The organism is Lentzea sp. NPDC004782 (assembly GCF_040609115.1).
Taxonomy (GTDB): domain Bacteria; phylum Actinomycetota; class Actinomycetes; order Mycobacteriales; family Pseudonocardiaceae; genus Lentzea.
In genome coordinates, this window is sequence record NZ_JBEXJN010000013.1 from 113482 (window position 1) to 138049 (window position 24568).

A 24568-nucleotide genomic window follows, 5' to 3' on the forward strand; every position below is an offset into this window, starting at 1 on the left:
CCACGCCCCCTGGCCGTGGTGCTGCCGGGCCGCCTCCACCGCCCCCGCGTGCCCTCCGGCCCCCTCCACCGCCAACGGGGCGCTGCCCGCGGGGCGCTGCCCGCGGGGCGCTGCCCGCGGGGCGGTGAGTGCGGCTCTAGCGGACGCCGTGCGGGCGGAACTGGATGCTGATCCGCGGCCCGACGACCTTCGAGGTCTTCGGCACCGCGTGTTCCCAGGTGCGTTGACACGACCCGCCCATGACGAGCAGGTCACCGTGGCCCAGCGCGTACTTGTGCGTCTCACCGCCACCGCGCGGCCGCAGCAGCAACGCGCGGGGTGTGCCGACGCTCAGGATCGCGACCATGGTGTCCTCGGTCTGGCCGCGGCCGATGGTGTCGCCGTGCCACGCCACGCTGTCGCGGCCGTCGCGGTAGTAGCACAGGCCCGCGGTCGTGAACGGTTCCCTGAGCTCGGGCAGGTAGTGCCGGCTGAGCCTGTCGCGGGCGGCGGTCAGCACGTCGAACGGCAGCGCGCCCGCGTAGAAGCAGAGCAGGCGCGGCACGTCGACCACGTTGTCGTACATCTGCCGACGTTCGGCCCGCCACGGCACCTCGGCCACGAGCTGGTCGAAGAGCGCGTCGGCGCCCGACAGCCACCCCGGCTGCACGTCGATCCACGCGCCGTGGCCGAGTTCGGTGCGGCGCGGGGCCAGCGGAGCCAGTGCCGGTTCCGCCTCCAGGTCGAACAGCGATCCCTGACGCATGGATCGCAGCATAATCGAACAGGTGTTCTACCGCTGAGGCCTGAGCACGGCCTGCACCGCGTCCGCGACGAGCTCGCGCGCGTCGTTCAGGTCGAACACGCCGAGCAGGAACCGGCGCACCGACTCGTGCGCCGGGCCCATCACCACGGGTTCCAGTGCCCACGACGGGAACTCCCGCAGCTCGCCGGTGCTCATGCGCTCCAGGAACCAGGCCAGCACCGGCGCGAACTCCGCCTGCTTGGCCTCCGGGTCGGCGTGGTCGGGCGCGGCGTACAGGAACCGGGCGCGGCTGGGGTTCGCCGTGACCCAGTCCAGGTAGCGCAGCGCGAGGTCCCGGACGGCCTCACCGGCCGGGCGGTCGTCGAGCGCGGGTCGCATGGCCGCGACGCAACGGCCGTAGCTGTCGGCGTAGAGCTGTGCGAACACACCGGCGCGGCTGCCGAAGTGGTGGTAGATGCTGCCGTTCGACATGCCGGACCGCTCGGTGAGTGCTGCGATCGTCACGGCGTCGAGGCCGCCCTCGTCGACGAGCTGGAGTGCCGCGTCGAGGAGGGGCTGTCGTCGGTCGGCCATGACGGTTAGAGTACCGCTCTGGAGCAACGCTCCAGAGAAGGGAAGAGCAATGGCGCTGTCGATCCCCGACCTGCTGCGCGACCGGGTCGCCCGCACGCCCGACGCCGAGGCGATGCGGTACCGCGACCACGGCGGCTGGGCCTCGCTCACGTGGGCGCAGCTGCAGGAACGGGTCGCGCGCGAGGCGTTCGGGCTGCGCGCGAAGGGCCTGCGCAAGGGCGATCGGGTCGCCCTGATGGGCGGGACCAGCATCGAGTGGATCATCACCGACCTCGCCGTGCTCGCCGCCGGTGGCGCCACCACCACGATCTACCCGAACAGCACCGCGGGCGAGGTCGCGCACATCGTCGGCGACTCCGGCAGCCGCATCGCGGTCGTGCAGACCGACGAGCACGCGAGCCTCATGCCCGCCGACGTCGAGGTGCTCCGGTTCGGCGCGATCCCGCAGGCCGACGGCGACTACGACGCGTTGATCGGCGAGCTCGGACCGGACGACCTCGCCACCCTGATCTACACCTCGGGCACCACCGGCACGCCCAAGGGCGTCGAGCTCACCCACGACAACTGGCTGACGACGTCGGAAGCCGTTGCGTCGCTGGGCATCCTGCAGCCGAGCGACCTGCACTTCCTGTGGCTGCCGCTGTCGCACGCGTTCGGCAAGGTGCTGACGATGGCGATGATCGCCGCGGGCGTGCCCACCGCCGTCGACGGGACGGTCGACCGGATCGTCGGCAACCTCGGCGAGCTGCGGCCGACGATCGTGGCCGCGGCACCGCGCATCTTCGAGAAGATCCACGGCCGGATCGTCGCGGGCGCGCGGGAGAAGGGCGGGCTCGCGTTCCGGATCTTCCAGTGGGCCGACCGCGATCACGGGCCCGCGACCCGCTGGCTGGCGGATCGCCTGGTGTACCGCAAGTTGCGGGAACGCGTGGGCGGGCGGATCCGGTACTTCGTGTCGGGCTCGGCACCGCTGGCCCGGGAGATCGCGGAGTTCTTCGAGCGCGCCGGCATCACGATCCTGGAGGGCTACGGCCTGACGGAGTCGTCCGCGGGCACGTTCTTCAACCGGCCGGGCATGATCCGGATCGGCACGGTCGGGCCGCCGATCCCCGGCATGGAGGTCAAGATCGCCGACGACGGCGAGGTGCTGCTGCGCGGCCCCGGCGTCATGCGCGGCTACCACAACCGCCCGGACGCCACCGCCGAGACGCTGGTCGACGGCTGGCTGCACACCGGCGACATCGGCGAGCTCGACGACGCGGGCCGGTTGACGATCACCGACCGCAAGAAGGAACTGATCAAGACCTCGGGCGGCAAGTACGTGGCGCCCACCCGGATCGAGAGCATGATCAACGCGGCGTCGCCGTACATCAGCAACGTGATCGTGCACGGCGACCGCCGCAAGTACTGCGTCGCGCTGGTGACGCTCGACCCGGACACCGCTTCCGGGCTCGACGACGCCGAGGCCGAGGTCGAGAGCGCCATCAAGACCGTGAACGCCCAGCTGGCGCGGCACGAGACGATCAAGCGGTTCGCCGTGCTGGAGCACGACTTCAGCGTCGAGGACGGGTTGCTGACCGCGTCGCTGAAGCCGCGCCGCCGTGAGATCGAGAAGCGCTACGCGGACGTGCTCGACAGCCTCTACTAGCCCGTTCGCCCGAGGTCGATGAAGGGCGCCTTCCTGCACCTCAGGTGGATGAACGAGCCCTTCATCGAGCGCCCGGAGCGCCGTGCCTAGTCGCAGACGGCGCCGCGGGACGCCGAGCCGACCAGCTTGGCGTACTTGGCGAGCACGCCGCGTTCGTACCGCGGAGGCAGCGGAGCCCAGCCCTCCTTCCGGCTCTCCAGGTCCGCGTCCACGTCCAGGGTTCCGGCAGCGACGTTCAGCGTGATCCGGTCGCCGTCGCGGACGAACGCGATGGGCCCGCCGTCGACGGCCTCCGGCGCCACGTGGCCCACGCACAACCCCGTGGTGCCGCCGGAGAACCGGCCGTCGGTGAGCAGCAGGACGTCCTTGCCCAGGCCCGCGCCCTTGATCGCGGCGGTGATCGCGAGCATCTCGCGCATGCCCGGCCCGCCCTTGGGGCCCTCGTAGCGGATCACCACGACGTCGCCCGCGGTGATCGTGCCGTCCTCCAACGCGTCCATCGCGGCGCGCTCGCGGTCGAACACCCGCGCGGTGCCGGTGAAGACGTCGGAGTCGAAGCCCGCCGACTTCACCACGGCGCCGTCCGGGGCCAGCGTGCCGCGCAGGATCGTGATGCCGCCGGTGTGGTGGATGGGCTTGTCGAGAGCGCGCAGAACCAGGCCGTCGGGGTCGGGCGGGGCGATGTCGGCGAGGTTCTCGGCGACCGTGCGGCCGGTGACGGTGAGGCAGTCGCCGTGCAGCAGACCGGCGTCCAGCAGCGCCTTCATCACCACGGGCACGCCGCCGATGCGGTCGACGTCGGTCATCACGTGCCGCCCGAACGGTTTCACGTCCGCGAGGTGCGGCACGCGCGCGCCGATGCGGCTGAAGTCGTCCAGGGTCAGTTCGACACCGGCCTCGTGCGCGATCGCGAGCAGGTGCAGCACGGCGTTGGTGGAGCCGCCGAACGCCATGACGACGGCGATCGCGTTCTCGAACGCCTCGCGCGTCATGATCTGGCGGGCGGTGATGCCGCGCCGCAGCATCTCCACCACGGCCTGGCCGGATCGGCGCGCGAACCCGTCGCGGCGCCGGTCGGTCGCCGGGGGAGCGGCGCTGCCGGGCAACGACATGCCGAGCGCTTCCGCCGCGCTGGCCATGGTGTTGGCCGTGTACATGCCGCCGCACGCGCCCTCACCGGGGCAGATCGCGCGTTCGATCAGGTCGACGTCCTCACGGCTCATCAAGCCACGGGAACACGCGCCGACGGCCTCGAACGCGTCGATGATCGTGACCTCTTTCTCGGTGCCGTCGGTGAGCGTGACCCGGCCCGGCAGGATCGACCCGGCGTAGAGGAACACCGAGGCCAGGTCGAGCCGCGCGGCCGCCATCAGCATGCCGGGCAACGACTTGTCACACCCGGCCAGCAGCACCGAGCCGTCCAGGCGCTCGGCCTGCATCACCGTCTCGACGCTGTCGGCGATCACCTCGCGTGAGACCAGCGAGAAGTGCATGCCCTCGTGGCCCATCGAGATGCCGTCCGACACCGAGATCGTCCCGAACTCCAGCGGGTATCCGCCCGCCGCGTGCACCCCGTCCTTCGACGCCTTGGCGAGGCGGTCCAGCGACAGGTTGCACGGAGTGATCTCGTTCCACGACGAGGCGACACCGATCTGCGGTTTCTCCCAGTCCTCGTCGCCCATGCCGACGGCCCGGAGCATCCCGCGCGCGGCGGTGCGCTCCAGGCCGTCGGTCACGTCGCGGCTGCGTGGCTTCACGTCTGTCATGCCACGCACGCTAGTCCCAACTAGGCCGGATTCGCCGCGTGAGTCAGCGTTTCCCAGGCGACGAACAGGTTGTCCGTCCCCTGTGGACGTTGTGCCTCGGTGTACTGCCGGGTGTTCGCCATCGCGATGCCCAGCCGGGTGTTCAGGGCGTTGAAGCTGATCTCGGACGTCGGCCCGAGCGAACCGGACCGGGTGCCGCCGCACAGCCACGACGGCATCGGCTCGCCGTTCTGGTACTTGGTGTGCAGGCCCCACGCGTACCGCATGCGGTCCTTGATCTCACCCCAGATGTCCTGGCCCTGGTGCCGCGCGGTCTCGGCGAACTGCGCCGCGGCCGCCAGCCCGTAGCCGGTGTGCGTGAAGTCGCGGCAGGTCTCCTGGGCGAGCCCGTCGACGAACGTGGACTGGTCGTGCCAGTACGAGATGATCTCGGACCGGGTGTCGATGCCGCTGCCGGGCGGCGTCTTGGGCAGCGAGCCGTCCGAGGTCAGGTAGATGTAGGCCGGGACGCGGGTGCGGAAGATGCTGACGGCCTTGTCGTAGACCGTGCGGTCCTCCAGGAAGACCGCGATGCCCAGCGTGGCGTCCATCATGCTGAGCTCCCAGTTGCCGTTGGTGTTGGCCCGGCCGTTCTGGATCTCCGGCAGGTAGACGGTGCGCAGCATGGTCGCGAACCTGGCGCTGTTCGGCCAGTTCCCGTAGACGTGCTTGATGATCTCGGCGGCCTTCGGCCAGCTGCTGCCCGACCAGGCGGTCTGCAGCGGGGCGTTCGAGTTGGTGTGGTCGCGGATGGTGGCCGACCAGGCGTCCATGATCTGGATGGCTTTGGTCGCGTACCGGCTGTCGCGGGTCACGTACCAGGCCAGGGACAGGGTGTAGGCGGCGATGGCGTCTTCGCGCTCGTCGGTGCAGCCGTAGTTCGGGTTGGAGTAGGGGCCGCACTCCACGACGGCGCGCGGCTTCGGCGTGCGGTTCAGGTCGGCGTACTTCGACGCCATCATGCGGTCGTAGGCGAGCTTCCACGGCTGGGCGCCGGCCTGGACCTCGGCGCGCATGAAGTCGAGCTGTGGCCGGGAGGCCACGACTCCCGGGTGGACGAACGTCGCCGGTGCCGCCGAGACGGACGAGCCGGTGACCGGTACTAGCAACGATGCCAGCAGTGCGATCAGCACCGCGCAGGAACGGGTGACCATGCCGCCCAGTGTTGGTGGTCTATACCTTTGCCGTCAATGCTCCTCGCCGATGTTCACGTCGGTGAACAAACCTGAAGGCGGACAACGAAAATCCCCCGGTGCGCGGGAGGTGCACCGGGGGATTCTCGAAGCTGTCAGAACTGGGTCAGAACCGGGTCACTCCTTGCACTTCTTGCCGGAGTTCACGCAGTTGACCAGGCGGTTCATGATCTGCTGCGACATCACGTTCGCGAAGTCGTCGTGGTCGGAGAACGGGTTGTGCTTCTCCTCCGGGAACGAGTCGACCTTGTACTGGCCCTTCAGCTGGACGTCCCTGGGGATGTTGTAGGTCAGGGTGACTCGCAGCTGCGGAATGGCCTTGAAGCCCTTCGGGCACTTGCCGTTCGCGTCGGCGAAGGCGACGTGCTCGCGGTGCTTCGCCGAGTCGATGTTCTTGCCGTCCCAGCAGCCCGGGAAGTCGTGGATGCGCTTGACCTTCGAGCCCTGCGGGCAGATCGGGTACTTGTTGATCAGCACCTTGTCCTCGAAGCCGGAGCAGGTCCACGAGTTCTTGGCGTTCTTCGGGCCGTTCTGGCCGACCTTGGCGTCACCGTAGAGGATGCGCAGGAACTTCGGCATCGCGACGACCTTGCCGACCGGCGAACCGAGGAAGGTCAGGTCAGCGGACTCGACGCGCTGGATGTCGCCGTCGTTGCCCTCGAGCTGGAGCTTGTCGTTGGGCTCGGGGTTGTTCTTCTTGGCCTTGTCCTCGGTGCCCTCGGCCTGCGCGTTGTCGCTGTTGTCGCCGCCGTTGTCGACGCCCTTGCTGTTCTGGTCCTTCAGCTTGCAGGCGGCGAGCGGGTTCAGGTCGGGGGCCTGCTGGCCCAGGCGGCTGAACGCCAGCATCATGCGGTTCAGGGCCGCGAAGCGCTTGTCCTTCAACGGGCCGAGGACGGCGTTGTTGATGTCCCCCGCCTTGATGGTCTCCAGCCGCTTGTCCGCTTCCTCGACCTGCTTGTCGATGTTGGCGAGCTCGCGGTCGATCTCGGCCTGCGCCTTCTCCGGGACGTCGTCGCCCAGGGCGGAGGCGACGTCCGGGCAGTCGACCCGCGGAGCGGCCTTGTCGGCCTTGTCCTGGTCCTTCTGCGCCTTGTCGTTCTTCTTCGGCGGGTTCTGCTTGCCCTTGTCCTTTTCGTCGTTCTTGTCGATGCGGACGACGGGCCAGAAGTACGCCGACTTGTCACCGTTCTTGCAGGTGGTGCCGGCCTTCACCAGCGACTTGTTGTTGGAGTCGGCGTTCGTGGACAGGTTGCCGACGTAGTCGTGCAGGTGCTGGGCACCGTTGCGGACGCCGGGCTGCGCGATGAAGTTGTCCGGGTTGAAGTGCTGATTCTCGTTCCGGCCGCAGTCGACCGTGAACGTACCCGTGGTGGCGCCGTTCTGCTGCTTCGGTTTCTTGACGTTCGGCTTCACCTTGGTGATGTCGACGAATTCTGACTTGTCGGCACCGTCGGCGAGCGCGGAGCCGTCGGAAGATCCGATTGCCACCACCGCGGCACCGCCTGCGACCAGGGCCATCGCCGCTGCGGCGGCGGTGAGCCAGATCGTGGATTTCCTCCGGTGAATAGCCATTTGCCACCTCGTGGTAGTCCGATAAAACGGCATGGTGAAGCTGACGGCGGTTAGCCGCTATCTTCGGTTTGAACCTGGGTGTGCGATTAGAACGAACGAGATTTCCGCCGTGTCGTTGGTTTCTTCTTCGATCGGGATATCACTCGCATCCCCACCAGCGCGAGCGCGAGCACCGCTATCGCGCCGAAGAAGACACCGTTGTTCTCGCCGAACACGCCTTTCTCCGCGGTCCGGGTGAACTTGGTGCCTTCCGGCACGGTCGGCGTCACGCCGTCGGTCGGGTTGGCTGAGGCGTTCGCGTTGTCCCCGGTCGGTTCCGGGGTCCCGGAGGCAGCCGTGGGTGGTGCGAGCGGCTGCGGGGACTCCAGGCCGGCGAAGTCGACGCGACCGGTGTCCTCGATCACCTTGATGTGGTCGAAGACGGTGATCATCGCTTGCGTGGAGAGGATGCGGATGAGCTCGTTCTTGGTGCCCGCCCGGATTTGCGCGGCGTAGGCGTACACCTTGCCGTGCGCCGCGCGGAGCCGGTTGGCGAAGACGGCGTCGAACTCGTCGCCGTTCGCCGCGTCCATCTCGGCCAGCCAGCTCTTCTGCTCATCGGTGGGTTCCGTGGGCAGCTCGTGGCCGAGCAGGAGACCTGCCCGGTTCACGACGCCGTCCAGCAGCGTGTGCCCTTCGATGAGGTGCTTGCTGGCTTCCTGGATCTTGGGCTGGTCCGGCCGCTTGGCCTTGCCCTTCTCGCCCGCGGGCTTCTCCCACAGCCCGGCCTGCTTGACCCGGTCCATGAAGTCCCGGTCGGCAGGTCCGAGCGGACCCCACTGGGTCTGCACGACCTCGTCGCCCTTCCCGCCACTTCCGGGCGGCGGGGTCGAGATGGGGGTCGACGGCGTGCTGGGCTGGCCGATCGCGCTCCCGGTGTTGAGCAGCACGGCCAGCACACAGCCGGCCAACGCGACGAGGAGTCGCGTCGGCGTTGCCAAGTCCATGGGGAGTCGCACGATCGGGACTACGGCCAGGAATGCGCACCCGCCTCAGTTCGAGACCCCGGCGTTATTGAAACGTTATCGAACCCCGCGCAACCGGGGCGAGAGTGCGCGACCTAAAGTCCTGAGCATGAGCAAGCGTTTTGTGGCGTTGGGGGACTCGTTCACCGAAGGGGTGGGTGACGAAGACGCTGGTCGTCCCAATGGTGTGCGGGGATGGGCGGACCGCGTCGCCGACGTCCTGGGTGCCGTCGATCCCGAGTTCGCCTACGCCAACCTGGCGGTGCGCGGCCGGTTGCTGCCGCAGGTGCTCGACGAGCAGCTCGACCGCGCTCTCGCGATGAAGCCGGACCTCGTCTCGCTCTACGCGGGCGGGAACGACCTCATGCGGCCGAAGGTGAACATCGACGCGTTGATGCGCCGGTACCGGGACGCCGTGGCGCGCGTGGTGGAGTCCGGTGCGCGGGTCGTCCTCTTCACGGGCGTCGACGGGGCGGACGACCCGGTGTTCCGCAAGATGCGTGGTCGTGTGGCCATCTACAACGAACACGTGCGCGCGATCGCGGCCGAGCACTCGTGCGTGCTCGTCGACATGTGGGCGATGCGGCAGCTGCGTGACCGTCGCATGTGGTCCGAGGACCGGCTGCACCTGAACTCGCTCGGCCACAACGAGGTCGCCATTTCGGTGCTCGACGGTCTCGGTGTGCCGCATCCGCTGGAGCGGACCGCGCTCGGCGCGGCCCCGCTGGTCGACCGGAAGGTCCGGCGGGCGGAGGACTGGAAGTGGGCGCGCGAGCACGTCGTGCCGTGGGTGATGCGACGGCTGCGCGGGGAGTCGTCCGGTGACGTGATCCGGGCGCGCCGACCGGAGCTGTTGCCGCCGTCATGAGCGACCGATGGACGATCTACGCACGCGAGAGCCTCGGCGATTCGTCGTGCTGTTTTTTCGAGGGTGACAGCGACGGGTGGATGAACCGTCACGTCTCGTTCGCGCGCGACTGGACGCCCCTGAGCGCGTTGGGTGTCGGCGAGGTGAAGCCGTCCACCGAGCGCGGGTTCGGCCGGATGGCGCACTACGACGACACGGACGAGTGGCTGCGCCGGCCGGACGTCGAGCTGGTCACCGCTGAGAAGTTCGAGGAGATGTGGGAATTCGCCCGCGTCGCGCTCGGGAAGCCGCTGGAGCTCGTCCCGTTCGCGGTGGAGAAGTCACCTCCGGTGCGCAAGCCGTTCTACGAGAGGCCCGGCTACCGCTTTCGGATGCTGGTGCGCAGCCTGGTCTCGCGGCTTCGTAGGTAGAACGTGTTCTTCAGCCTGAGGTGGTCTAACGACGTAACCGCGCTTCGGTGACGGTTCTTCGGCAGGTTGTTTGCAGATAGAACGCGTTCTAAATTTCGTGTCGGCCACCTGGGTGAAATCGCTGGTAGCAGGCCCGGGCTGAATTGATGCAGTGGCCTAGCGTTCGTCCGCATGCATCGCAGGGTTGCGCTGATCGCTCTGGTGGTCTGCGCGCTGGTCGCGGGCTGCGGAAGCAGGCTCACCGCCGAGCAGCGTGCGGCTCTCGTCGTGCCGCAGGGCGGTGGATCGGGGACGCAGGAGGGCACCACGCCGGGCGAGGACGGCGCGGTGCCCGGCAGCGACGGCACCGCGGGGCAGCCCGGCGCCACCAACCCCGGGCAGCCCAACCAGCAGCCGAACCCGCCCGGCAGCATCGCGGGCGGGTGCCAGGGCACCGGTGGTGCCACGGACAAGGGCGTCACCGCGGGCGAGATCACCATCGCCAACATCTCCGACATCAGCGGTCCGGTGCCGGGAATCTTCCAGTCGGCGCAGCAGGCGACCAAGGCGTTCGTCGAGTACTTCAACGCCACCCAGGGCTCGGTGTGCGGGCGCAAGCTCAAGCTCGTCTCGTTCGACTCGCGCACCGACAGCGGCGGCGACCAGCAGGCCACCTCGCAGGCGTGCGAGCAGGCGTTCGCGCTGGTGGGGTCGATGTCGGCGTTCGACCAGGGCGGTGGGCCGGCGGCGTCGGCGTGCGGGATCCCCGATCTGCGCGCGTCGACCGTGACCGCGCAACGCCAGCGCACGCCGGTGAGCTTCGGCGTCGCGTCCAACGTGGTGAACCTGGTGTCGTCGGCCGGTCCGGACCTGGTGAAGTCGAGCTTCCCCGGCTCGGTCGGCGCGGCGGCGTACCTCTACCTCAACGCCGACGCCAGCGCGCAGAACGCCAAGAGCATGCAGAAGGCGGCCGAGGCGCGCGGGATCAAGTTCGTCTACTCGCAGGCCATCGACATCACCGACGTCAACTACGCGCCGTACGTGGCGAAGCTCAAGGAGACCGGCGCCAAGATCGTCTACTGGATCGGGTCGGCGCAGTACGCGGTCCGGTTGCAACAGGCCATGCGGCAGCAGGGGTACACGCCGGACGCGTTCATCACCGACCCGTCCGCGTACGACCCGCAGTACGTCCGGCAGGGTGGTGCGGCCGTCGACGGCACCGTTGTCTACACGAACGGCGCTCTGTTCGAGGAGAACAACGCCCAGATGGCGTTGTACAAGCAGTGGCTGGGGCGGGTGGCGCCCGGCGCGGCGCCCTCCTACTTCGGGATGTTCGCGTGGGCGGCCGCGCGGCTGTTCGTGACGACGGCGGCGAAGGTGGGGCCGCAGCTGACCCGCAAGGCGATGCTCGACGCGATCCGCGGGGTGCACGACTTCACCGCCGAGGGGATGGTCGCGCCGCAGGACGTGGGCGGGAAGCGGACCTCGGCCTGCATGACGCTGGTGCGGCTCAAGGGCGGGGCGTGGTCGCGGCTCGCGCCGGCGTCCGGGTACTCGTGCGGGTCGCTGATCGACACGGGGGTGGGCGGATGACCGCGCTGCTCGCCTACACCATCTTCGGCCTGGTCACCGGCGGCGCGTACGCCGTGGTCGCCGGTGGCCTCGTCCTGACCTACAGCACCTCCAAGGTGTTCAACGTCGGACACGGCGCGATCGGCATGGTGATGGCGTTCCTCTACTGGGAGCTCGCCGAGAACCGCGGCCTCCCGCAGTGGCTCGCGCTGCTGATCGTCGTGGGCGGGTGCGCGCCGCTGTTCGGGCTGCTGGTCGAACGGTTCGTGATGCGCAGGCTCGCGGGCGCGCCGGTCGGCATCACGCTCGTCGCCGGGGTCGGGGTGCTGGTCGGGCTGATCGGTGCCGCGCAGGCGATCTGGCCGCCGCAGGCCCGGCCCGTGCGGCCGTTCCTCGACCAGTACGGCGTCCACATCGGACAGTCGTTCGTCAGCGGCCACGACCTGGTGACGCTGGCGTGCGCGGTGCTCGTCGCGGGCGGGCTCTACCTGCTGCTGAACCGGACGCGGACGGGCCTCGCGATGCGGGCGTGCGTGGACGCGCCGGAGCTGGCCGCGCTGTACGGCACCCGTCCGCACCGGTTGTCGGCGCTGAGCTGGGCGATCGGGTCGGCGCTGGCGGCGCTGGGCGGCATCCTGCTGACGCCGGTGGTGCAGCTCGACTACGTGACGATGACGTTGCTCGTGATCACCGCCTACACCGCCGCGCTGGTCGGGCGGTTGCGCAGTCTGCCGTGGACGTTCGTCGGTGCCCTGGGGCTCGGCCTGGTGCAGTCGTACGCGGTCGCGTACCTGCCTTCCTCACCGTTCTGGATCGCGTTCCGGGCGGCGATTCCGGCGCTGCTGCTGTTCGTCGTGCTGCTCGCGATGCCGCAGTCGCCGTTGCGCATCGGTGGTGTGCGGGGATCGCGCGGGGTGGCGGTGCCGAACGCGGTGACGACCGGCGTGGGCGCGGGACTGTTCCTGGGCGCGGTGGTCGTGCTGGCGCTGCTGGTGGACTCGGTGGTGGCCGGGCAGCTCGCGCTGGCGCTGGTGTTCGGGATCGTGCTGCTGTCGATGGTGCTGCTCACCGGGTACGGCGGGGTGGTGTCGCTGGGGCAGTTCACGTTCGTCGGCGTGGGCGCGGTGACGGTGGCGCGGCTGGGGTCCTCGTCGCCGGTGACGTTGCTGGTCGGGGCGTTGGTGGCAGCGGCGGTCGGTGCGCTCATCGCGTTGACGGTGTTGCGGGTGAGCGGGCTGTACCTGGCGCTGGCCACGCTCGGGTTCGCGCAGCTGATGGACAAGCTCGTGCTGCAGTCGCCGATCGCGTTCGGCGTGCGGGGGAGTCTGCAGGTGCCGCCGATGGTGTCGTCTCCGACGGCGCAACTGCTCCTGGCCGCGGGGGTGTTCGCGCTGGTCGGCGCCGGAGTGCTGGCCATCAGGCGCGGACGGCTCGGGCGCCGGATGATCGCGGTCAAGGACAGCTCCGCGGCGTGCGCGACGCTCGGCATGAACGTGCGCTGGATCCGGGTCGGCGTGTTCGCGCTGTCGGCGGCGATCGCGGGGCTCGCCGGCGGGTTGTTCGCGCAGCTGCGGGAAACCGTTGCGGCGAGCGACTTCCAGCTGTTCAACAACCTGCCGTTGCTGCTGTTCGCGGTGATCGCGGGTGTCACGTCGGTGTCGGGCGCGGCGCTCGGCGGGCTGCTGCTGATGCTGCTCCCGGTGCTGCAGAGCGGGTTCCCGGCGTTCGCGGGCGCGGCGGTCGTGCTGCTCGGCGTCGCGGCGGCCGGGCTCGCGCGTGACCCCAACGGCCTGGTCAGCTGGTTCTTCCGGGCGTGGTCCTGGCGGCGCGCATGAGCACGTTGCGGGTGGAGGGCGTGACGGTCCGGTTCGGCGAGGTGACGGCGGTCAACGACGTCTCGCTGACGGTCTCGCCGGGCGTGACCGGGCTGATCGGACCGAACGGCGCGGGCAAGACGACGTTGTTCGACGTGATCAGCGGGCTGCGCAGGCCGTCGGCGGGCCGGGTGCTGCTCGACGACGCCGACATCACCGCGAAGGGGCCGCACCAGCGGTCCAGGCTGGGCGTGGCGCGGACGTTCCAGCGGCTGGAGGTGTTCGGGTCGCTCACGGTGTGGGAGAACGTCGTGGTGGCGCTGGAAAGCAGGCGCCGTCCCGCTCGGCTGGCCTCGGGGTTGCTGGCACGGGTGGGCATCGCGGAGTTCGCGGCCAACCAGGCCGACACGGTGCCGACCGGTGCCGCGCGGCTGCTGGAACTGGCCCGCGCCCTCGCCACCGACCCGTCCCTGCTGCTGCTCGACGAGCCGTCGTCGGGCCTGGACCGCGCCGAGACCGACGCGTTCGGCGCACTGCTGCGGGAGCTGGTGGACGAGGGGCGCTCGGTGGTGCTGGTCGAGCACGACATGGACCTCGTGATGGGCTACTGCGACGTCGTGCACGTGCTGAACCTGGGCAGCCTGCTGACCTCCGGCACGCCGGCCGAGATCCGCGAGCACGCGGGGGTCCGGGAGGCGTATCTCGGATGATCGACCTGATGGACGTCCACGCCGGGTACGGCCGGATCGAGGTGCTGCGCGGCGTCTCGCTGTCCGTGCCGCGCGGCACCGTCACCGCGCTGCTCGGCCCGAACGGCGCGGGCAAGTCGACGCTGGTGAAGGTCCTGAGTGGACAGCTGCGGGCCACCTCCGGACACGTGCACCTGGGCGGAGTGCACGTGAACGACGCGGCTCCCGACGAGCTGGCCCGCGCGGGCCTGTGCACGATCCCGGAGGGCCGCGCGATCTTCCCGAACCTCACCGTCGCGGAGAACCTGCGGCTGATGCGCGGTGATCCGGCGGTGGTCTACGAGCGGTTCCCGAAGCTGAAGGTGCGGCACCGGCAGCTCGCGGGCTCGATGTCCGGCGGCGAGCAGCAGATGCTCGCGTTCTCCCGCGCGTTGATCAGCGACCCGGCGGTGATCGTGATCGACGAGCTGTCGATGGGCCTCGCGCCGGTCATCGTCGCCGAGCTGTACGAGGTGGTGAAGGAACTGGCCGCGGGCGGCGTCACGATGCTGATCGTCGAGCAGTTCGCCGAGACCGCGTCGGCCGTCGCGGACCAGGTCGTCGTGATGGCGCACGGCGAGATCGCCGCCGAGGACGACCTGGCGTCTGTCTACTTCGGAGGGACGACATGAGGTACGCGCTCGTCGTGCTGCTGGTCCTGCTGTCCCCGGCACCCGCGCGGGCGGCCGAGATCGGCGGCTTCACGCTCTCCGCGCACGCCGCGCCCGTGTCCGTGCTGCTGCACACCGACCTGATCCCGGTGCCCGCGGAACCCCAGGGCGAGGTGCACCTGTCCTACACGCAGACCGAGCTGGGCTCCGGCCCGATCGGCCGATCGCTCGCGAGCTCGGTGTGGCCGGGCGCCGCCGTCGGCACCGGCCTGCCGCAGCTGCTCGGCTTCGCGTATCCGGTGCAGGCCAACGCGGCACACCCCGGCGGCCCGGCGGACGAGTCGAAGTCCGGCATGCGCGCCACCGCGGGTGCCTCGAAGGCCGAGTCCTACGCGGGCGCCCGCCAGGAAGTCCCGTTCCTGCTCACGGCGGACGGCCTGTCGTCGACGAGCAACAGCACCGTGTCGGCCACCGAGGCCCGCTCCACCGCCGTGACGTCCGCCCAGACGATCTCGCTGCTGGCCGGTCTGGTTGTCATGTCCGGGGTGAAGTTCGAGTCCGTCGCGGTGAGCGACGGCAGCAAGGGCACCGGCACCAGCACGTTCTCGGTCGCCGAGTTCACCGTGCTGGGCCAGAAGTTCCCGGTCAAGGCACCGGCCGCGCCGCCGGACGGCCTGCTGAAGGCGTTGGAACCACTGGGCATCACGCTCACCTGGCCCACCTCCGCCACGAAGACCGAGGGCACGGGCGTGACGTCGACCAGCCGCGGCCTCACACTGACCGTCGACGTGCTGGCGTTGCGCACGAAGCTCGGCCTCGGCGGCATCCTGGACGGCGTGGTGGCACCGTTGCTCCCCAAGGAGCTCGTGCCGCTGCTGAACCCGCTGCGCAAGATGGTGGTGATCGTCGGCGACACCGAGGCGGTCGCAAACGCTTCCGCCGCAGCGCCGTTGACCCCGCCCGACGCTCCCGCGCCGCAGGCACCTCTAGTGCCGCCGCCCCCGGCCGGTGGTGTCCAGGCCCCGCTGCCCGGCACGCCGCCGGTGGCGGGCGTCGCGCCACCCAAGGCCGTGACCCCGGTGGCGTCCATGCGCGCGAAACCCCGCTCGTTGCTCGACTTCCCCGGCGTGCCCGCCCTGGTGGTCCTCGCCGGCCTCGGCGTGGCGGCGGCGTCCGCGTTCGGCCTGCGCTCGTTCGGCACGTTCCTGCTCGGCGGCGCGCCCTGTCCCTCCGGACACCCGACCGGTGTCCCCGACCTGCGCAACGGGTGAGGCCATGACCATCCAGGACCGGCGCCGCGCACGGATGCGCAGCGGACTCGGACTCGTCGGCACGATGCTCATGACCGCGGGCATCGCGGCGATCCTCTTCGCCTGGTGGGGCGTCGCGCACACCGGGTACGTGTGGGAGCAGGTCCCGTACGTGGTCTCGGGCGGGATGCTCGGGGTGGGGCTGATCGGGGTCGGCGGGTTCCTGTACTTCGGGTCGTGGCTGACCAAGCTGGTCGAGGAGCAGCGGCAGACCACGTACGCGTTGCTGCAGCTGCTCGACGAGCGGGCGGACCAGCTCTGACGCCCGGTCCCGCCCCCCGTTGTCGATGAAGGGCTCCTTCATCGGCCTCAGGTGGATGAAGGAGCCCTTCATCCACGCGTATGGGAGCGCTTCCACAAGCGTGTTTCCAGTCCTGGTCCGTTCACACCCTTGAACCAGTGGTTTAGACCAGTTAACGTGCTCCGCATCACGTTCCCCCTGCACGTGAAGGAGCACCATGAAGAGGTTTCGCTGGCAGTTCCTGACCGTCGGCCTGGCGATAGCCGCCGTGGTCGGCGGCGTTCTGGCCGCTCCCGCGAGCGGCGCGACGGGCGTGACGGCGGCGTTCACGAAGACGTCGGACTGGGGCACCGGGTACGAGGCGAAGTACACGATCTCCAACGGTGGCGGGTCCGCGCTCACGTCGTGGACCGTCGAGTTCACGCTGCCCAGCGGGCAGGCGATCGCGTCGCTCTGGGACGGTTCGTACACCGCGAGCGGCCAGAACATCACGGTGAAGAGCACCTGGAACGGCAACGTGCCGGTCGGCGGCACGGCGAGCTTCGGCTTCACCGTGCGCGGTTCCGGCGGCAGCCCGACCGACTGCAAGATCAACGGCGGTTCGTGCGACGGCAGCGGGCAGCCGCCGACGACCACGACCACCACGACGACGACCACCACCTCGAACCCGCCGTTGCCCGGCACCGGCCGCGGCGCGCCCTACCTGTACCTGGGCTGGGGCGACCCGCAGAACGCGACGCAGGTCATGAGCTCGACCGGCGTCAAGTGGTTCACCCTCGCGTTCGTCCTGTCCGGCGGCGGCTGCTCGCCCGCGTGGGACGGCACCCGTCCGCTGACCGGTGGCGTCGACCAGCAGACGATCAACGCCATCCGCGGGGCCGGCGGTGACGTCGTGCCGTCGTTCGGCGGCTGGAGCGGCAACAAGCTGGGCCCGAACTGCTCGACGCCCGAGGCGCTGGCGGGTGCCTACCAGCAGGTGATCAACACCTACGGGCTGAAGGCGATCGACATCGACATCGAGAACTCCGACGAGTTCGAGAACACGACGGTCCAGGACCGGATCATCACCGCGCTGAAGATCGTCAAGCAGAACAACCCCGGACTCCAGACGATCGTCACGTTCGGCACCGGCACCACCGGACCGAACTACTACGGCGCTCGCCTGATCGACCAGTCGAAGGCGCTGGGCGCGAACATCGACATCTTCACGATCATGCCGTTCGACTTCGGCAGCTCGAACATCCAGACCGACACGATCGGCGCGGCCACCGGGCTGAAGAACAAGCTGAAGTCGACCTTCGGCTGGAGTGACGCCGAGGCGTTCAAGCACGTCGGCATCTCCGGCATGAACGGCCTGTCCGACCAGCGCGAGACGACCACGACGGCGACCTGGACGGCCATTCGCGACTGGGCGAAGTCCAACGGTCTCGGCCGGCTCGCGTTCTGGTCGGTGAACCGCGACCGCGGCGGCTGCGACGGCCAGGTGGCGTCGAACTGCTCGGGCATCGCGCAGGCCGACCTCGCGTTCACCCGCATCACCGCCGGTTTCTGATCGGCCACGAGCCGTCAGCGCCATTAATTCGGTGGCGCTGACGGCTTAACCTTGTGCCGTGCGTCGACGACATTGATCTTCAACTGATCTTTCCCGAACCGCGACGGCGTGGGCGTGGTGCTCGCACCTCATCCCGATCTACGCGCTGTACGCGTTGCTCTTCGCCGACAGCGGGCTGTCGGACGCGTCCATCTCGGTGCTGCTCGCGGTCTGGTCGCTGACCGCGGTCGTGTTCGAGGTGCCGTCCGGTGCGATCGCCGACCGGTTCTCGCGGCGGAGCTGCCTGGTCGCGTCCGGACTGTTGCACGCTGCCGCCTACGCCTCCTGGGTGTTGTTCCCGTCCTTCTGGGGCTTCGCGGCCGGTTTCGTGCTGTGGGGTCTCGGCGGAACGCTGACCTCGGGCGCGTTCGAGGCCCTGCTGTACGACGGGCTGGCGGTCAACGGGGATGCCGAGCTGTACGGCCGGCTCAACGCCCGTGTCGACACCATCACGCTGGTCGCCCAGGTTCCGGTCGCGGTGCTGGCCACCTTCCTGTTCTCGGTCGGCGGCTACGACCTGGCCGGCTGGGTGTCCGTCGCGATGTGCCTGGTGTCGTCGGTGATCGCGCTGCGGTTCCCGGAGCCGCCGCGGGGCTCGTCCGAGGACCACGCCGGCTACCTGGACACCCTGCGGACCGGTCTGCGCGAGGCGGTGCCGATCAAACGTGCCGTGCTCGCCGTGGCGCTGGTGTACGCGATCGACGCGTTCGAGGAGTACTTCACGCTGCTGGTCCAGGACTGGCACGTGCCGACGGTCTGGGTGCCGCTCGCGACGACCGGCGTGCCGCTGCTGGGCGCGGCCGGTGCGGCGCTGGGTGGCCGGTTGCGGTTCCGCGGCTGGGTCCTGTTCGCCTCGGGACTGGTGCTGATCGCGGCGGCGGTGCTGGCGGTTCCGGCGGCGATCGTCCTGTTGGGACTGTTCTACGGGCTGTACCGGTTCGTGCTGGTGCAGGTGGAGACCGAGCTGCAGCACCGGATCGAGTCCGAGGCCCGTGCCACCGTCACCTCGGTCGCGGCCATCGGGTCGGAGTTCGTGGCGTTCGCGATCTACGGGCTGTGGGTGCTGGGTGCGGCGTTCGCGGTCGGCGTGCTGGTTCTGGTGGTGGCACTGGTGATCTGGCGCCGGTGAGGGGCTTCCACGTCCACGCGTTCCGGAAAAGGGGTTGCGCGGGCTCGCTAGGTTGACCGACGACATGCGTTCAACCACAACCCTGATCGCGGCCGTCATCCTGGCCGCAACCGCAGTTCCCGCCGCTCACGCCGCCGGAACCATCGTCCGCACCGACACCGGACTCGTGTCGGGAACCATCACCGACGCCCAGCGCACCTTCCAGGGCATCCCGTTCGCCGCGCCGCCGACGGGGGAGAACCGCTGGCGCGACCCGCAGCCCGCCAGGCCGTGGCACGGCGTCCTCAAAGCCGACAAGCCAGGCCCCCGGTGTGCCCAGGACGGCAGTCCCGCAAGCGATGCGGAGGACTACCTGCACCTCAACGTCACCACGCCGCTCAACGCCACGAACCTGCCGGTCCTCGTCTGGCTCCACGGAGGCGGCTTCACCGGCGGCGCCGGATCCGACTACGGCATGGACCGGCTGGCGCGCAACGGTTCCGTCGTCGTCACGATCAACTACCGGCTCGGCGCGTTCGGCTACTTCGGGTTCCCCGGCCTGGGGGGTTCCGGCGCCTTCGGGCTGGCCGACCAGCAGAAAGCGCTCGAATGGGTGCGCGGCAACATCAGGGCGTTCGGCGGAGACCCGCACAACGTCACGCTGTTCGGCGCGTCGGCGGGTGGCCTGTCGGCGTGCGCGCAGCTGACCTCACCGCGAACCGAGGGCCTGTTCCAGCGCGCGATCATCCAGAGCGGACCCTGCCAGCTCGGCCTCCCCGCCGGTGAGCACCAGGTCCAGCACCCCTGGGCCGCGCGCGAGGACGTCGAACGGGCAGGTGCGCAGGCACCGCACGGCTGCACGGACATCGCCTGTCTGCGCCGCCTCCCGGTGGCGGAGGTCAAGAAGCTGACGCCGTTGTTCTCGAAGCCCGCGTACGGAACGGAAGCCCTGCCGGAAAACCCGGTCACGGCACTGCGGCAGGGGCACTTCCACAGGATCCCCGTGCTCGCCGGGACCGCACGCGACGAGCTGACGGTGTTCGTGGTGATGGCCTACCCGAAGCTGGACGCCACCGGGTACGAGCAGGTCCTCGTCCAGGGCTTCGGTGCCGCGAAGGCGCAGCGGATCCTCGCCGCCTACCCGCCGCGAGGTGGTGACGAGCGCGTACCGCTGTCGGCCGCGCTCACCGCCATGACGTCCGCCTGCACGACGGACGAGCTGAGGAGCCAGACGAACGCGTACGGCTACGAGTTCGCCGAACCCGAACCACCGATGATCTTCCCCGGTATGCCGGAGTTCCCGTACGGCGCCTACCACGGCTCGGAGCTGCCGTTCCTCACCCGGTACGCCGGCGTCGAGCTGCACGGCGACCAGCAGCGGCTCTCCGACGAGATGGTGCGGGTGTGGACCCGGTTCGCGAGGACCGGGCGCCCCGGCTGGGCACGCCACGACGTCCGGATCTTCGCCACGCGGGAGGTCGCGGAGGCCGACCACCACTGCGGTCTCTGGTAGCCCGAGTCGTGTCTTGGTTACCGTTGCCGCTGGAGGTGGGTGTTGTTCCGGCTGCTGGAGACCGCCGTCCGCATCGAACCCCTGGAAGGAGACGGGCTCACCAACGTCCTGCACCTCGTGACGCTGGCCGACGGGCGCAAAGCCGTGCTGCGGCAACCGAAGGTGGCGCGCGACCTGCCGAAGTTCGTGGTGCCCGGCGCCCCGGAGGTGCTGGCGCACAACGGCCGCGGTGACGTGCTCGTCGAGTACGTCGAGGGCGAGACGCTGGCGGACGCGCTGCCGGTGTCCGACGAGGTCTGGCGCAGCATCGGCAGGGCGTTCCACCGGATCCACCGCGTCGGCCTGCTGCACAACGACGTGAACCTCTACAACATCATCGTCGGTGACGGCCGGGCCACGCTGATCGACTGGGACAACCCCGGCCAGGGCAACCCGCTCGACGAGCTGGCGGCGTTCGAGGAGCACCTCTACCTGCACGGAACCGCGCTGCCCCAGGCGTTCTGGGACGGCTACGGCTCGATGCCGGACCTGAACCTGTTGCGCACGCACCGCATCGCCGGCTGCATCGGCTGGCTCGCGAGCGAGGACTGGCAGGAGTGGGAGGACGACCGGACCCTCAAACCGGAACTGCTCGACCGGGTCCGGAACTGGCGCAAGCTGCTCGCGGGCTGGCTCGCCGACCAGTTCCGGACCGACTACCTAGCGGCTGAGGTCGCGATACCTCAGCACCGACAACGGCCAGAACACCGCGACGAACACCGCGGGCCACAGCACGGCCAGTAGCAGCGAGTGCCGGGCCGCCCACGAGTCGCCGCCGACACCGGGGTTGCCGAACAGCTCCCGCGCCGCCGCCACCGTGGACGAGAGCGGGTTCCACTCGGACACCGCGCGCAGCCAGCCCGGCATCAGCTCCGGCGAGACGAACGTGTTCGCGAACATCGTCAACGGGAACAGGAACATCCACGACGCCTGCGCGGCCTCCGGCTTGACCAGCAGGCCCAGGTAGATGCCGACCCAGACGAGCGCGAACCGCAGCCACAGCAACAACGCGAACGCCAGCAGCGCGTTGGGCAGACCGCCGTGGAACGACCAGCCGATCACCAGTCCGCACAACGCCAGCACCAGCAGCTCCAGCGACGAGTTGACCAGGTCGGCGATGCTGCGCCCGGCCACCACCCCGGTCTGCGACATCGGTGAGGCGCGGAACCGGTCGGTCACGCCGCGGTCGGCGTCCATCGACACCATCAGCAGCGTGCTGCCGACACCGAACGCGATGGTCTGGCCGAACATGCCCGGCAGCAGGAACTCGACGTAGTCGCCGCCGCCGAAGACGTTCATCGCGCTGCCGAACACCAGCCCGAAGATCAGCACCGAGATGATCGGGTAGGCCAGGTTCGCGAACACCCTGACCGGTTCGCGCAGCCAGTGGATCAGGTCGCGCCGGGCGACCACCCACGAGTCGATCACCGCGTACCTCATGCCCGCACCCCCGCCTTGTGACCCGTGATCGCCAGGAAGACCTCGTCCAGCGTCGGCCGTCGCAACGCGATGTCCTCCGCTTCCACGCCGTGCGCCGCCAGCGCGGACGCCACCCGCGTCAGAGCGGCCACCCGGTCGGCCACGGCCGCGCTCACCCGGAACCCGTCCGCGTCCACCTCGGCATCCGGTCCGAGCACGTCCCGGACGACCGGCAGCTCCTCGGACGTGCGCACGACGACCTCGATCCGGTCACCGCCGAGCTCGGCCTTGAGCTGGTCCGGCGTGCCCTGCGCGGCCACGCGACCGGTGTCCAGCACGACGATCTGGTCCGCCAGCTGGTCGGCCTCGTCGAGGTACTGGGTGGTGAGCAGCACCGTCGTGCCCTCCTCGACGACCCTCTTCACCTCGCGCCAGACCTCGCCGCGGTTGCGCGGGTCGAGGCCGGTCGTCGGTTCGTCCAGGAACAGCACGGACGGTCGCGTGATGAAGCTCGACGCCAGGTCCAGGCGCCGCCGCATGCCGCCCGAGTAGTGCTTGACGCGCTGGTCCGCCGCGTCGGTGAGCCCGAACTGCGCCAGCAGCTCGTCGGCCCTGGCCGCGGCCTGGCGCCGGGACAGGTGGTAGAGCCGTCCCCACATCAGCAGGTTCTCCCTGCCGGTCAGCACGTCGTCGACCGTGGACTGCTGGCCGTTCAGCGCCACCTGCCCGCGCACCCGCGGCGCCTCGCGCGCCACGTCGAACCCCGCCACCTCGGCGCGGCCACCGTCCAGGCGCAGCAACGTGGCCAGGATCCGCACGGCCGTGGTCTTGCCCGCGCCGTTCGGGCCGAGCAGCCCGCACACCGTTCCGGCCGGTACGGCCAGGTCGAACCCGTCCAGCGCCGGTTTCCCGGCGAACCTCTTCCGCAGGCCTTCCGCGAGCACCGCGTGTCCCACGCCTTCACCCCCGTGGCGTATCTGTGTACAAAGTAAGCAGAGTGTACGTTGTACACGGTTCTACGATTCACAGGCAAGGAGTTTGTGAAGAGGGGGCTGGGTGAAGCAGGACGACCGGAACCGCAGCGTGCGCCTGTTGTGGGAGACGCCCGCCGAACCGACGAGGGGACCGAAGGCCGCGCTCAGCAAGGCGCGGGTGGTCGAGGCGGCGATCAAGGTCGCCGACGGCGAGGGCGTCGGGGCGCTGACCATGCGCCGGGTGGCCGAGACCCTGGGCTTCACCACCATGTCGCTGTACCGGCACGTCCCCGGCAAGTCCGAGCTGCTGGACCTCATGGTCGACGCCGTGTGGGGCGAGACCGAGTACACGCCGAAAGGGCCGTGGCGCGAGGGTCTGGAGTTCTACGCGCGCCAGATGTGGTCGATGTTCCGCGCCCACCCGTGGCTGCTGCAGCTCACCAACGCGCGGCGGATGCCCGGCCCGAACGCGATGACCCGCCTGGACGCGGCGTTCGCGGTGGTGTCGGAGCTCGGACTGGAGCCGGAGGAGATCGTCGCGGTCGTCACGACCGTCAGCCAGTTCGTCGCCGGTGTCGGCAGGACGATGGCCGACCGGGTGCTCGCCGAACGGGAGACCGGGGTGAGCGAGGAGGACTGGTGGAGCGACCTGGACGGGCTCTGGGAGCACTTCACGCCGCAACGGGTGCCCGTGATGGCGCACATCTGGAACACGGGCGGGTACGAGCGGCCGCTGGACGAGTTCGAGTTCGGTCTCGCGAGGGTGCTCGACGGCCTCGCGGTGTTCATCGAAGCCGAGGACCGGCCGCTGGTTCGTCGAGAGACGTGCTTGTAGCCGTTCAAGACACCTTGAGTCCTCCGATCGAGTGAAAAGCCCTGCTCAGGCCACCCCTCAACGGTAGTTGGGCGGTTACGTAATGCCATTGTTATGAGCAATCTGAATGAACCCGTTCGCGAGCTGAACCGACTACTCCTATCTCCGCGTTTTCCCTTGTGACACCGTTTCGCCGCGGGGGTCGAATCGGGACGACGAGGAGGTCGTATGACAGCTGGCGCGCACGACGCGGTCACCCTTGGCTGCTACGCGCTCGGCGTTCTGGACGCGCACGAGAGTCATGGCGTGGAGCAGCACCTCAGGGGCTGTCCGCCCTGCCGTGCGCAGGTCGCCGACTTCCACCGGATCCGCATGGTGCTCGACGAGGTGCCCCGTGAGGTGTTCCTGCACGAGCTCGAAGCCGACCTGCCCAAGCCTTCGGACCTGCTGCTGCAGCGCACGCTGCGGCAGATCAGGCAGGAGTCGGTCATCCCGCAGCCGCGGGTGGTCGACCAGCGCCCGAGAGCCAGTCCGCAGGCGGTGGAGGACTTCCCCGAACCGCAGCACGCCAAGCCCCGCCGCTGGCCGGGCTACCTCGCCGCCGCGGCAGTCGCCGCGGTGGTCGCGTTCGGGGGCGCTGCCGTGTTCATGCAGAACGAGGGACCGGCGACCAGCGTGGCCTCGACCCGCACGGGTGAGGCGACGGCCGGCGGGATCAAGATGGTGGCGGAGATAGCGCCGTCGTCGCAGGACCGCTACCAGGTCACGGCCGACATCAACGGTCTGCCGGCAGCGCAGAAGTGCAAGCTGGTGGTGGTCAAGCAGGACGGCACCAAGACCGAGGCCTTCGCGTGGACCTCGACCGAGAAGGGCAGGGTCGAGGGAGCCAAGGTGCGGGGCATGGTCAGCGTCCCGCCGGACCAGGTGAAGTCGGTCGCCGTCGAGAACGCGGAGGGCAAGGCGTTCGTGGTGGCGAACCTGCAGGGACAGTAAGGACGCCGAACAGAGGAAGGGCCCGGATTCCGACCGAATCCGGG

General features: G+C 69.7%; 23 protein-coding genes. 15 read left to right on the plus strand and 8 right to left on the minus strand.

The genetic code is table 11. The features are described 5' to 3' along the window. Positions 1–136: 136 nt before the first annotated feature. Together ABZV40_RS14860 and ABZV40_RS14865 are read right to left on the minus strand one after the other, a co-directional pair. Positions 137–745 (minus strand): alpha-ketoglutarate-dependent dioxygenase AlkB, encoded by a 609-nt coding sequence (locus ABZV40_RS14860; protein WP_355440452.1) that lies wholly within the window; start codon positions 743–745, stop codon positions 137–139. 27 nt (positions 746–772) lie between these two features. Further along, positions 773–1318 carry a TetR/AcrR family transcriptional regulator gene (locus tag ABZV40_RS14865; RefSeq protein WP_355440455.1) on the minus strand — a complete coding sequence of 182 codons (546 nt, stop codon included), beginning with the start codon at positions 1316–1318 and terminating at the stop codon, positions 773–775. Between the two features lie 49 nt (positions 1319–1367). Between ABZV40_RS14865 and ABZV40_RS14870 the strand changes: the two genes are divergently transcribed. Next, a complete protein-coding gene (locus tag ABZV40_RS14870; RefSeq protein WP_355440458.1) occupies positions 1368–2966 on the plus strand; it encodes a long-chain fatty acid--CoA ligase in 1599 nt (532 codons plus the stop codon). A gap of 86 nt (positions 2967–3052) precedes the next feature. Here the strand turns inward: ABZV40_RS14870 and ilvD are convergent, their stop codons facing one another. The 4 genes from ilvD to ABZV40_RS14890 form a co-directional block, all read right to left on the minus strand. Continuing rightward, entirely contained in the window at positions 3053–4732 is a 1680-nt protein-coding gene (gene ilvD / locus ABZV40_RS14875) for a dihydroxy-acid dehydratase (RefSeq protein WP_355440461.1), read from the minus strand. A 20-nt stretch (positions 4733–4752) separates the two neighbouring features. Next, complete coding sequence (locus ABZV40_RS14880; protein WP_355440465.1) at positions 4753–5925, minus strand: alginate lyase family protein; 1173 nt, start codon at positions 5923–5925, stop codon at positions 4753–4755. A 156-nt stretch (positions 5926–6081) separates the two neighbouring features. After that, the gene (locus ABZV40_RS14885; protein ID WP_355440638.1) at positions 6082–7482 is read right to left on the minus strand and encodes a DUF1996 domain-containing protein; all 1401 of its coding nucleotides are present in this window, start codon (positions 7480–7482) and stop codon (positions 6082–6084) included. Positions 7483–7622: 140 nt separating this feature from the next. After that, on the minus strand, positions 7623–8522 hold the full coding sequence (locus ABZV40_RS14890) for a DUF4142 domain-containing protein (protein WP_355440468.1): 900 nt from the start codon (positions 8520–8522) through the stop codon (positions 7623–7625). 127 nt (positions 8523–8649) lie between these two features. Here ABZV40_RS14890 and ABZV40_RS14895 point away from each other — a divergent pair, with 127 nt between their 5' ends. The 12 genes from ABZV40_RS14895 to ABZV40_RS14950 all read left to right on the plus strand — a co-directional run bounded on the left by ABZV40_RS14895 (position 8650) and on the right by ABZV40_RS14950 (position 21068). Next, positions 8650–9408 (plus strand): SGNH/GDSL hydrolase family protein, encoded by a 759-nt coding sequence (locus ABZV40_RS14895; protein ID WP_355440471.1) that lies wholly within the window; start codon positions 8650–8652, stop codon positions 9406–9408. Between the two features lie 80 nt (positions 9409–9488). Beyond that, complete coding sequence (locus ABZV40_RS14900) at positions 9489–9818, plus strand: hypothetical protein (protein ID WP_355440474.1); 330 nt, start codon at positions 9489–9491, stop codon at positions 9816–9818. Positions 9819–9989: 171 nt separating this feature from the next. Continuing rightward, a complete protein-coding gene (locus tag ABZV40_RS14905; protein WP_355440477.1) occupies positions 9990–11390 on the plus strand; it encodes an ABC transporter substrate-binding protein in 1401 nt (466 codons plus the stop codon). After that, complete coding sequence (locus tag ABZV40_RS14910; protein ID WP_355440481.1) at positions 11387–13204, plus strand: ABC transporter permease; 1818 nt, start codon at positions 11387–11389, stop codon at positions 13202–13204. Before ABZV40_RS14905 ends, ABZV40_RS14910 begins: the two co-directional genes overlap by 4 nt. Beyond that, the gene (locus tag ABZV40_RS14915) at positions 13201–13893 is read left to right on the plus strand and encodes an ABC transporter ATP-binding protein (protein ID WP_355440484.1); all 693 of its coding nucleotides are present in this window, start codon (positions 13201–13203) and stop codon (positions 13891–13893) included. Before ABZV40_RS14910 ends, ABZV40_RS14915 begins: the two co-directional genes overlap by 4 nt. Then, entirely contained in the window at positions 13890–14543 is a 654-nt protein-coding gene (locus ABZV40_RS14920) for an ABC transporter ATP-binding protein (protein ID WP_355440487.1), read from the plus strand. Before ABZV40_RS14915 ends, ABZV40_RS14920 begins: the two co-directional genes overlap by 4 nt. Next, on the plus strand, positions 14540–15793 hold the full coding sequence (locus ABZV40_RS14925; RefSeq protein ID WP_355440490.1) for a choice-of-anchor P family protein: 1254 nt from the start codon (positions 14540–14542) through the stop codon (positions 15791–15793). The genes ABZV40_RS14920 and ABZV40_RS14925 overlap by 4 nt, the downstream gene beginning before the upstream one ends. A gap of 4 nt (positions 15794–15797) precedes the next feature. Continuing rightward, positions 15798–16094, plus strand: coding sequence for a hypothetical protein (locus ABZV40_RS14930; RefSeq protein WP_355440493.1), 297 nt, complete (start codon positions 15798–15800; stop codon positions 16092–16094). Positions 16095–16290: 196 nt separating this feature from the next. Continuing rightward, on the plus strand, positions 16291–17625 hold the full coding sequence (locus ABZV40_RS14935; RefSeq protein ID WP_355440496.1) for a cellulose binding domain-containing protein: 1335 nt from the start codon (positions 16291–16293) through the stop codon (positions 17623–17625). Positions 17626–17779: 154 nt separating this feature from the next. Beyond that, complete coding sequence (locus ABZV40_RS14940; RefSeq protein WP_355440499.1) at positions 17780–18793, plus strand: MFS transporter; 1014 nt, start codon at positions 17780–17782, stop codon at positions 18791–18793. A 64-nt stretch (positions 18794–18857) separates the two neighbouring features. After that, positions 18858–20285: a carboxylesterase family protein gene (locus tag ABZV40_RS14945; protein ID WP_355440502.1), complete on the plus strand. Its 1428-nt coding sequence runs from the start codon at positions 18858–18860 to the stop codon at positions 20283–20285. A 39-nt stretch (positions 20286–20324) separates the two neighbouring features. After that, positions 20325–21068 (plus strand): lipopolysaccharide kinase InaA family protein, encoded by a 744-nt coding sequence (locus ABZV40_RS14950; protein WP_355440505.1) that lies wholly within the window; start codon positions 20325–20327, stop codon positions 21066–21068. Here ABZV40_RS14950 and ABZV40_RS14955 read toward each other — a convergent pair. Together ABZV40_RS14955 and ABZV40_RS14960 are read right to left on the minus strand one after the other, a co-directional pair. Continuing rightward, positions 20985–21764 carry an ABC transporter permease gene (locus ABZV40_RS14955; RefSeq protein ID WP_355440508.1) on the minus strand — a complete coding sequence of 260 codons (780 nt, stop codon included), beginning with the start codon at positions 21762–21764 and terminating at the stop codon, positions 20985–20987. The two genes, ABZV40_RS14950 and ABZV40_RS14955, sit on opposite strands and share 84 nt — an antisense overlap. Continuing rightward, on the minus strand, positions 21761–22699 hold the full coding sequence (locus ABZV40_RS14960; RefSeq protein WP_355440511.1) for an ATP-binding cassette domain-containing protein: 939 nt from the start codon (positions 22697–22699) through the stop codon (positions 21761–21763). Before ABZV40_RS14960 ends, ABZV40_RS14955 begins: the two co-directional genes overlap by 4 nt. A gap of 100 nt (positions 22700–22799) precedes the next feature. Between ABZV40_RS14960 and ABZV40_RS14965 the strand changes: the two genes are divergently transcribed. Together ABZV40_RS14965 and ABZV40_RS14970 are read left to right on the plus strand one after the other, a co-directional pair. After that, the gene (locus ABZV40_RS14965) at positions 22800–23552 is read left to right on the plus strand and encodes a TetR/AcrR family transcriptional regulator (RefSeq protein WP_355440514.1); all 753 of its coding nucleotides are present in this window, start codon (positions 22800–22802) and stop codon (positions 23550–23552) included. A 207-nt stretch (positions 23553–23759) separates the two neighbouring features. After that, positions 23760–24524 carry a zf-HC2 domain-containing protein gene (locus ABZV40_RS14970; protein ID WP_355440517.1) on the plus strand — a complete coding sequence of 255 codons (765 nt, stop codon included), beginning with the start codon at positions 23760–23762 and terminating at the stop codon, positions 24522–24524. The last annotated feature ends 44 nt before the right edge of the window (positions 24525–24568 follow it).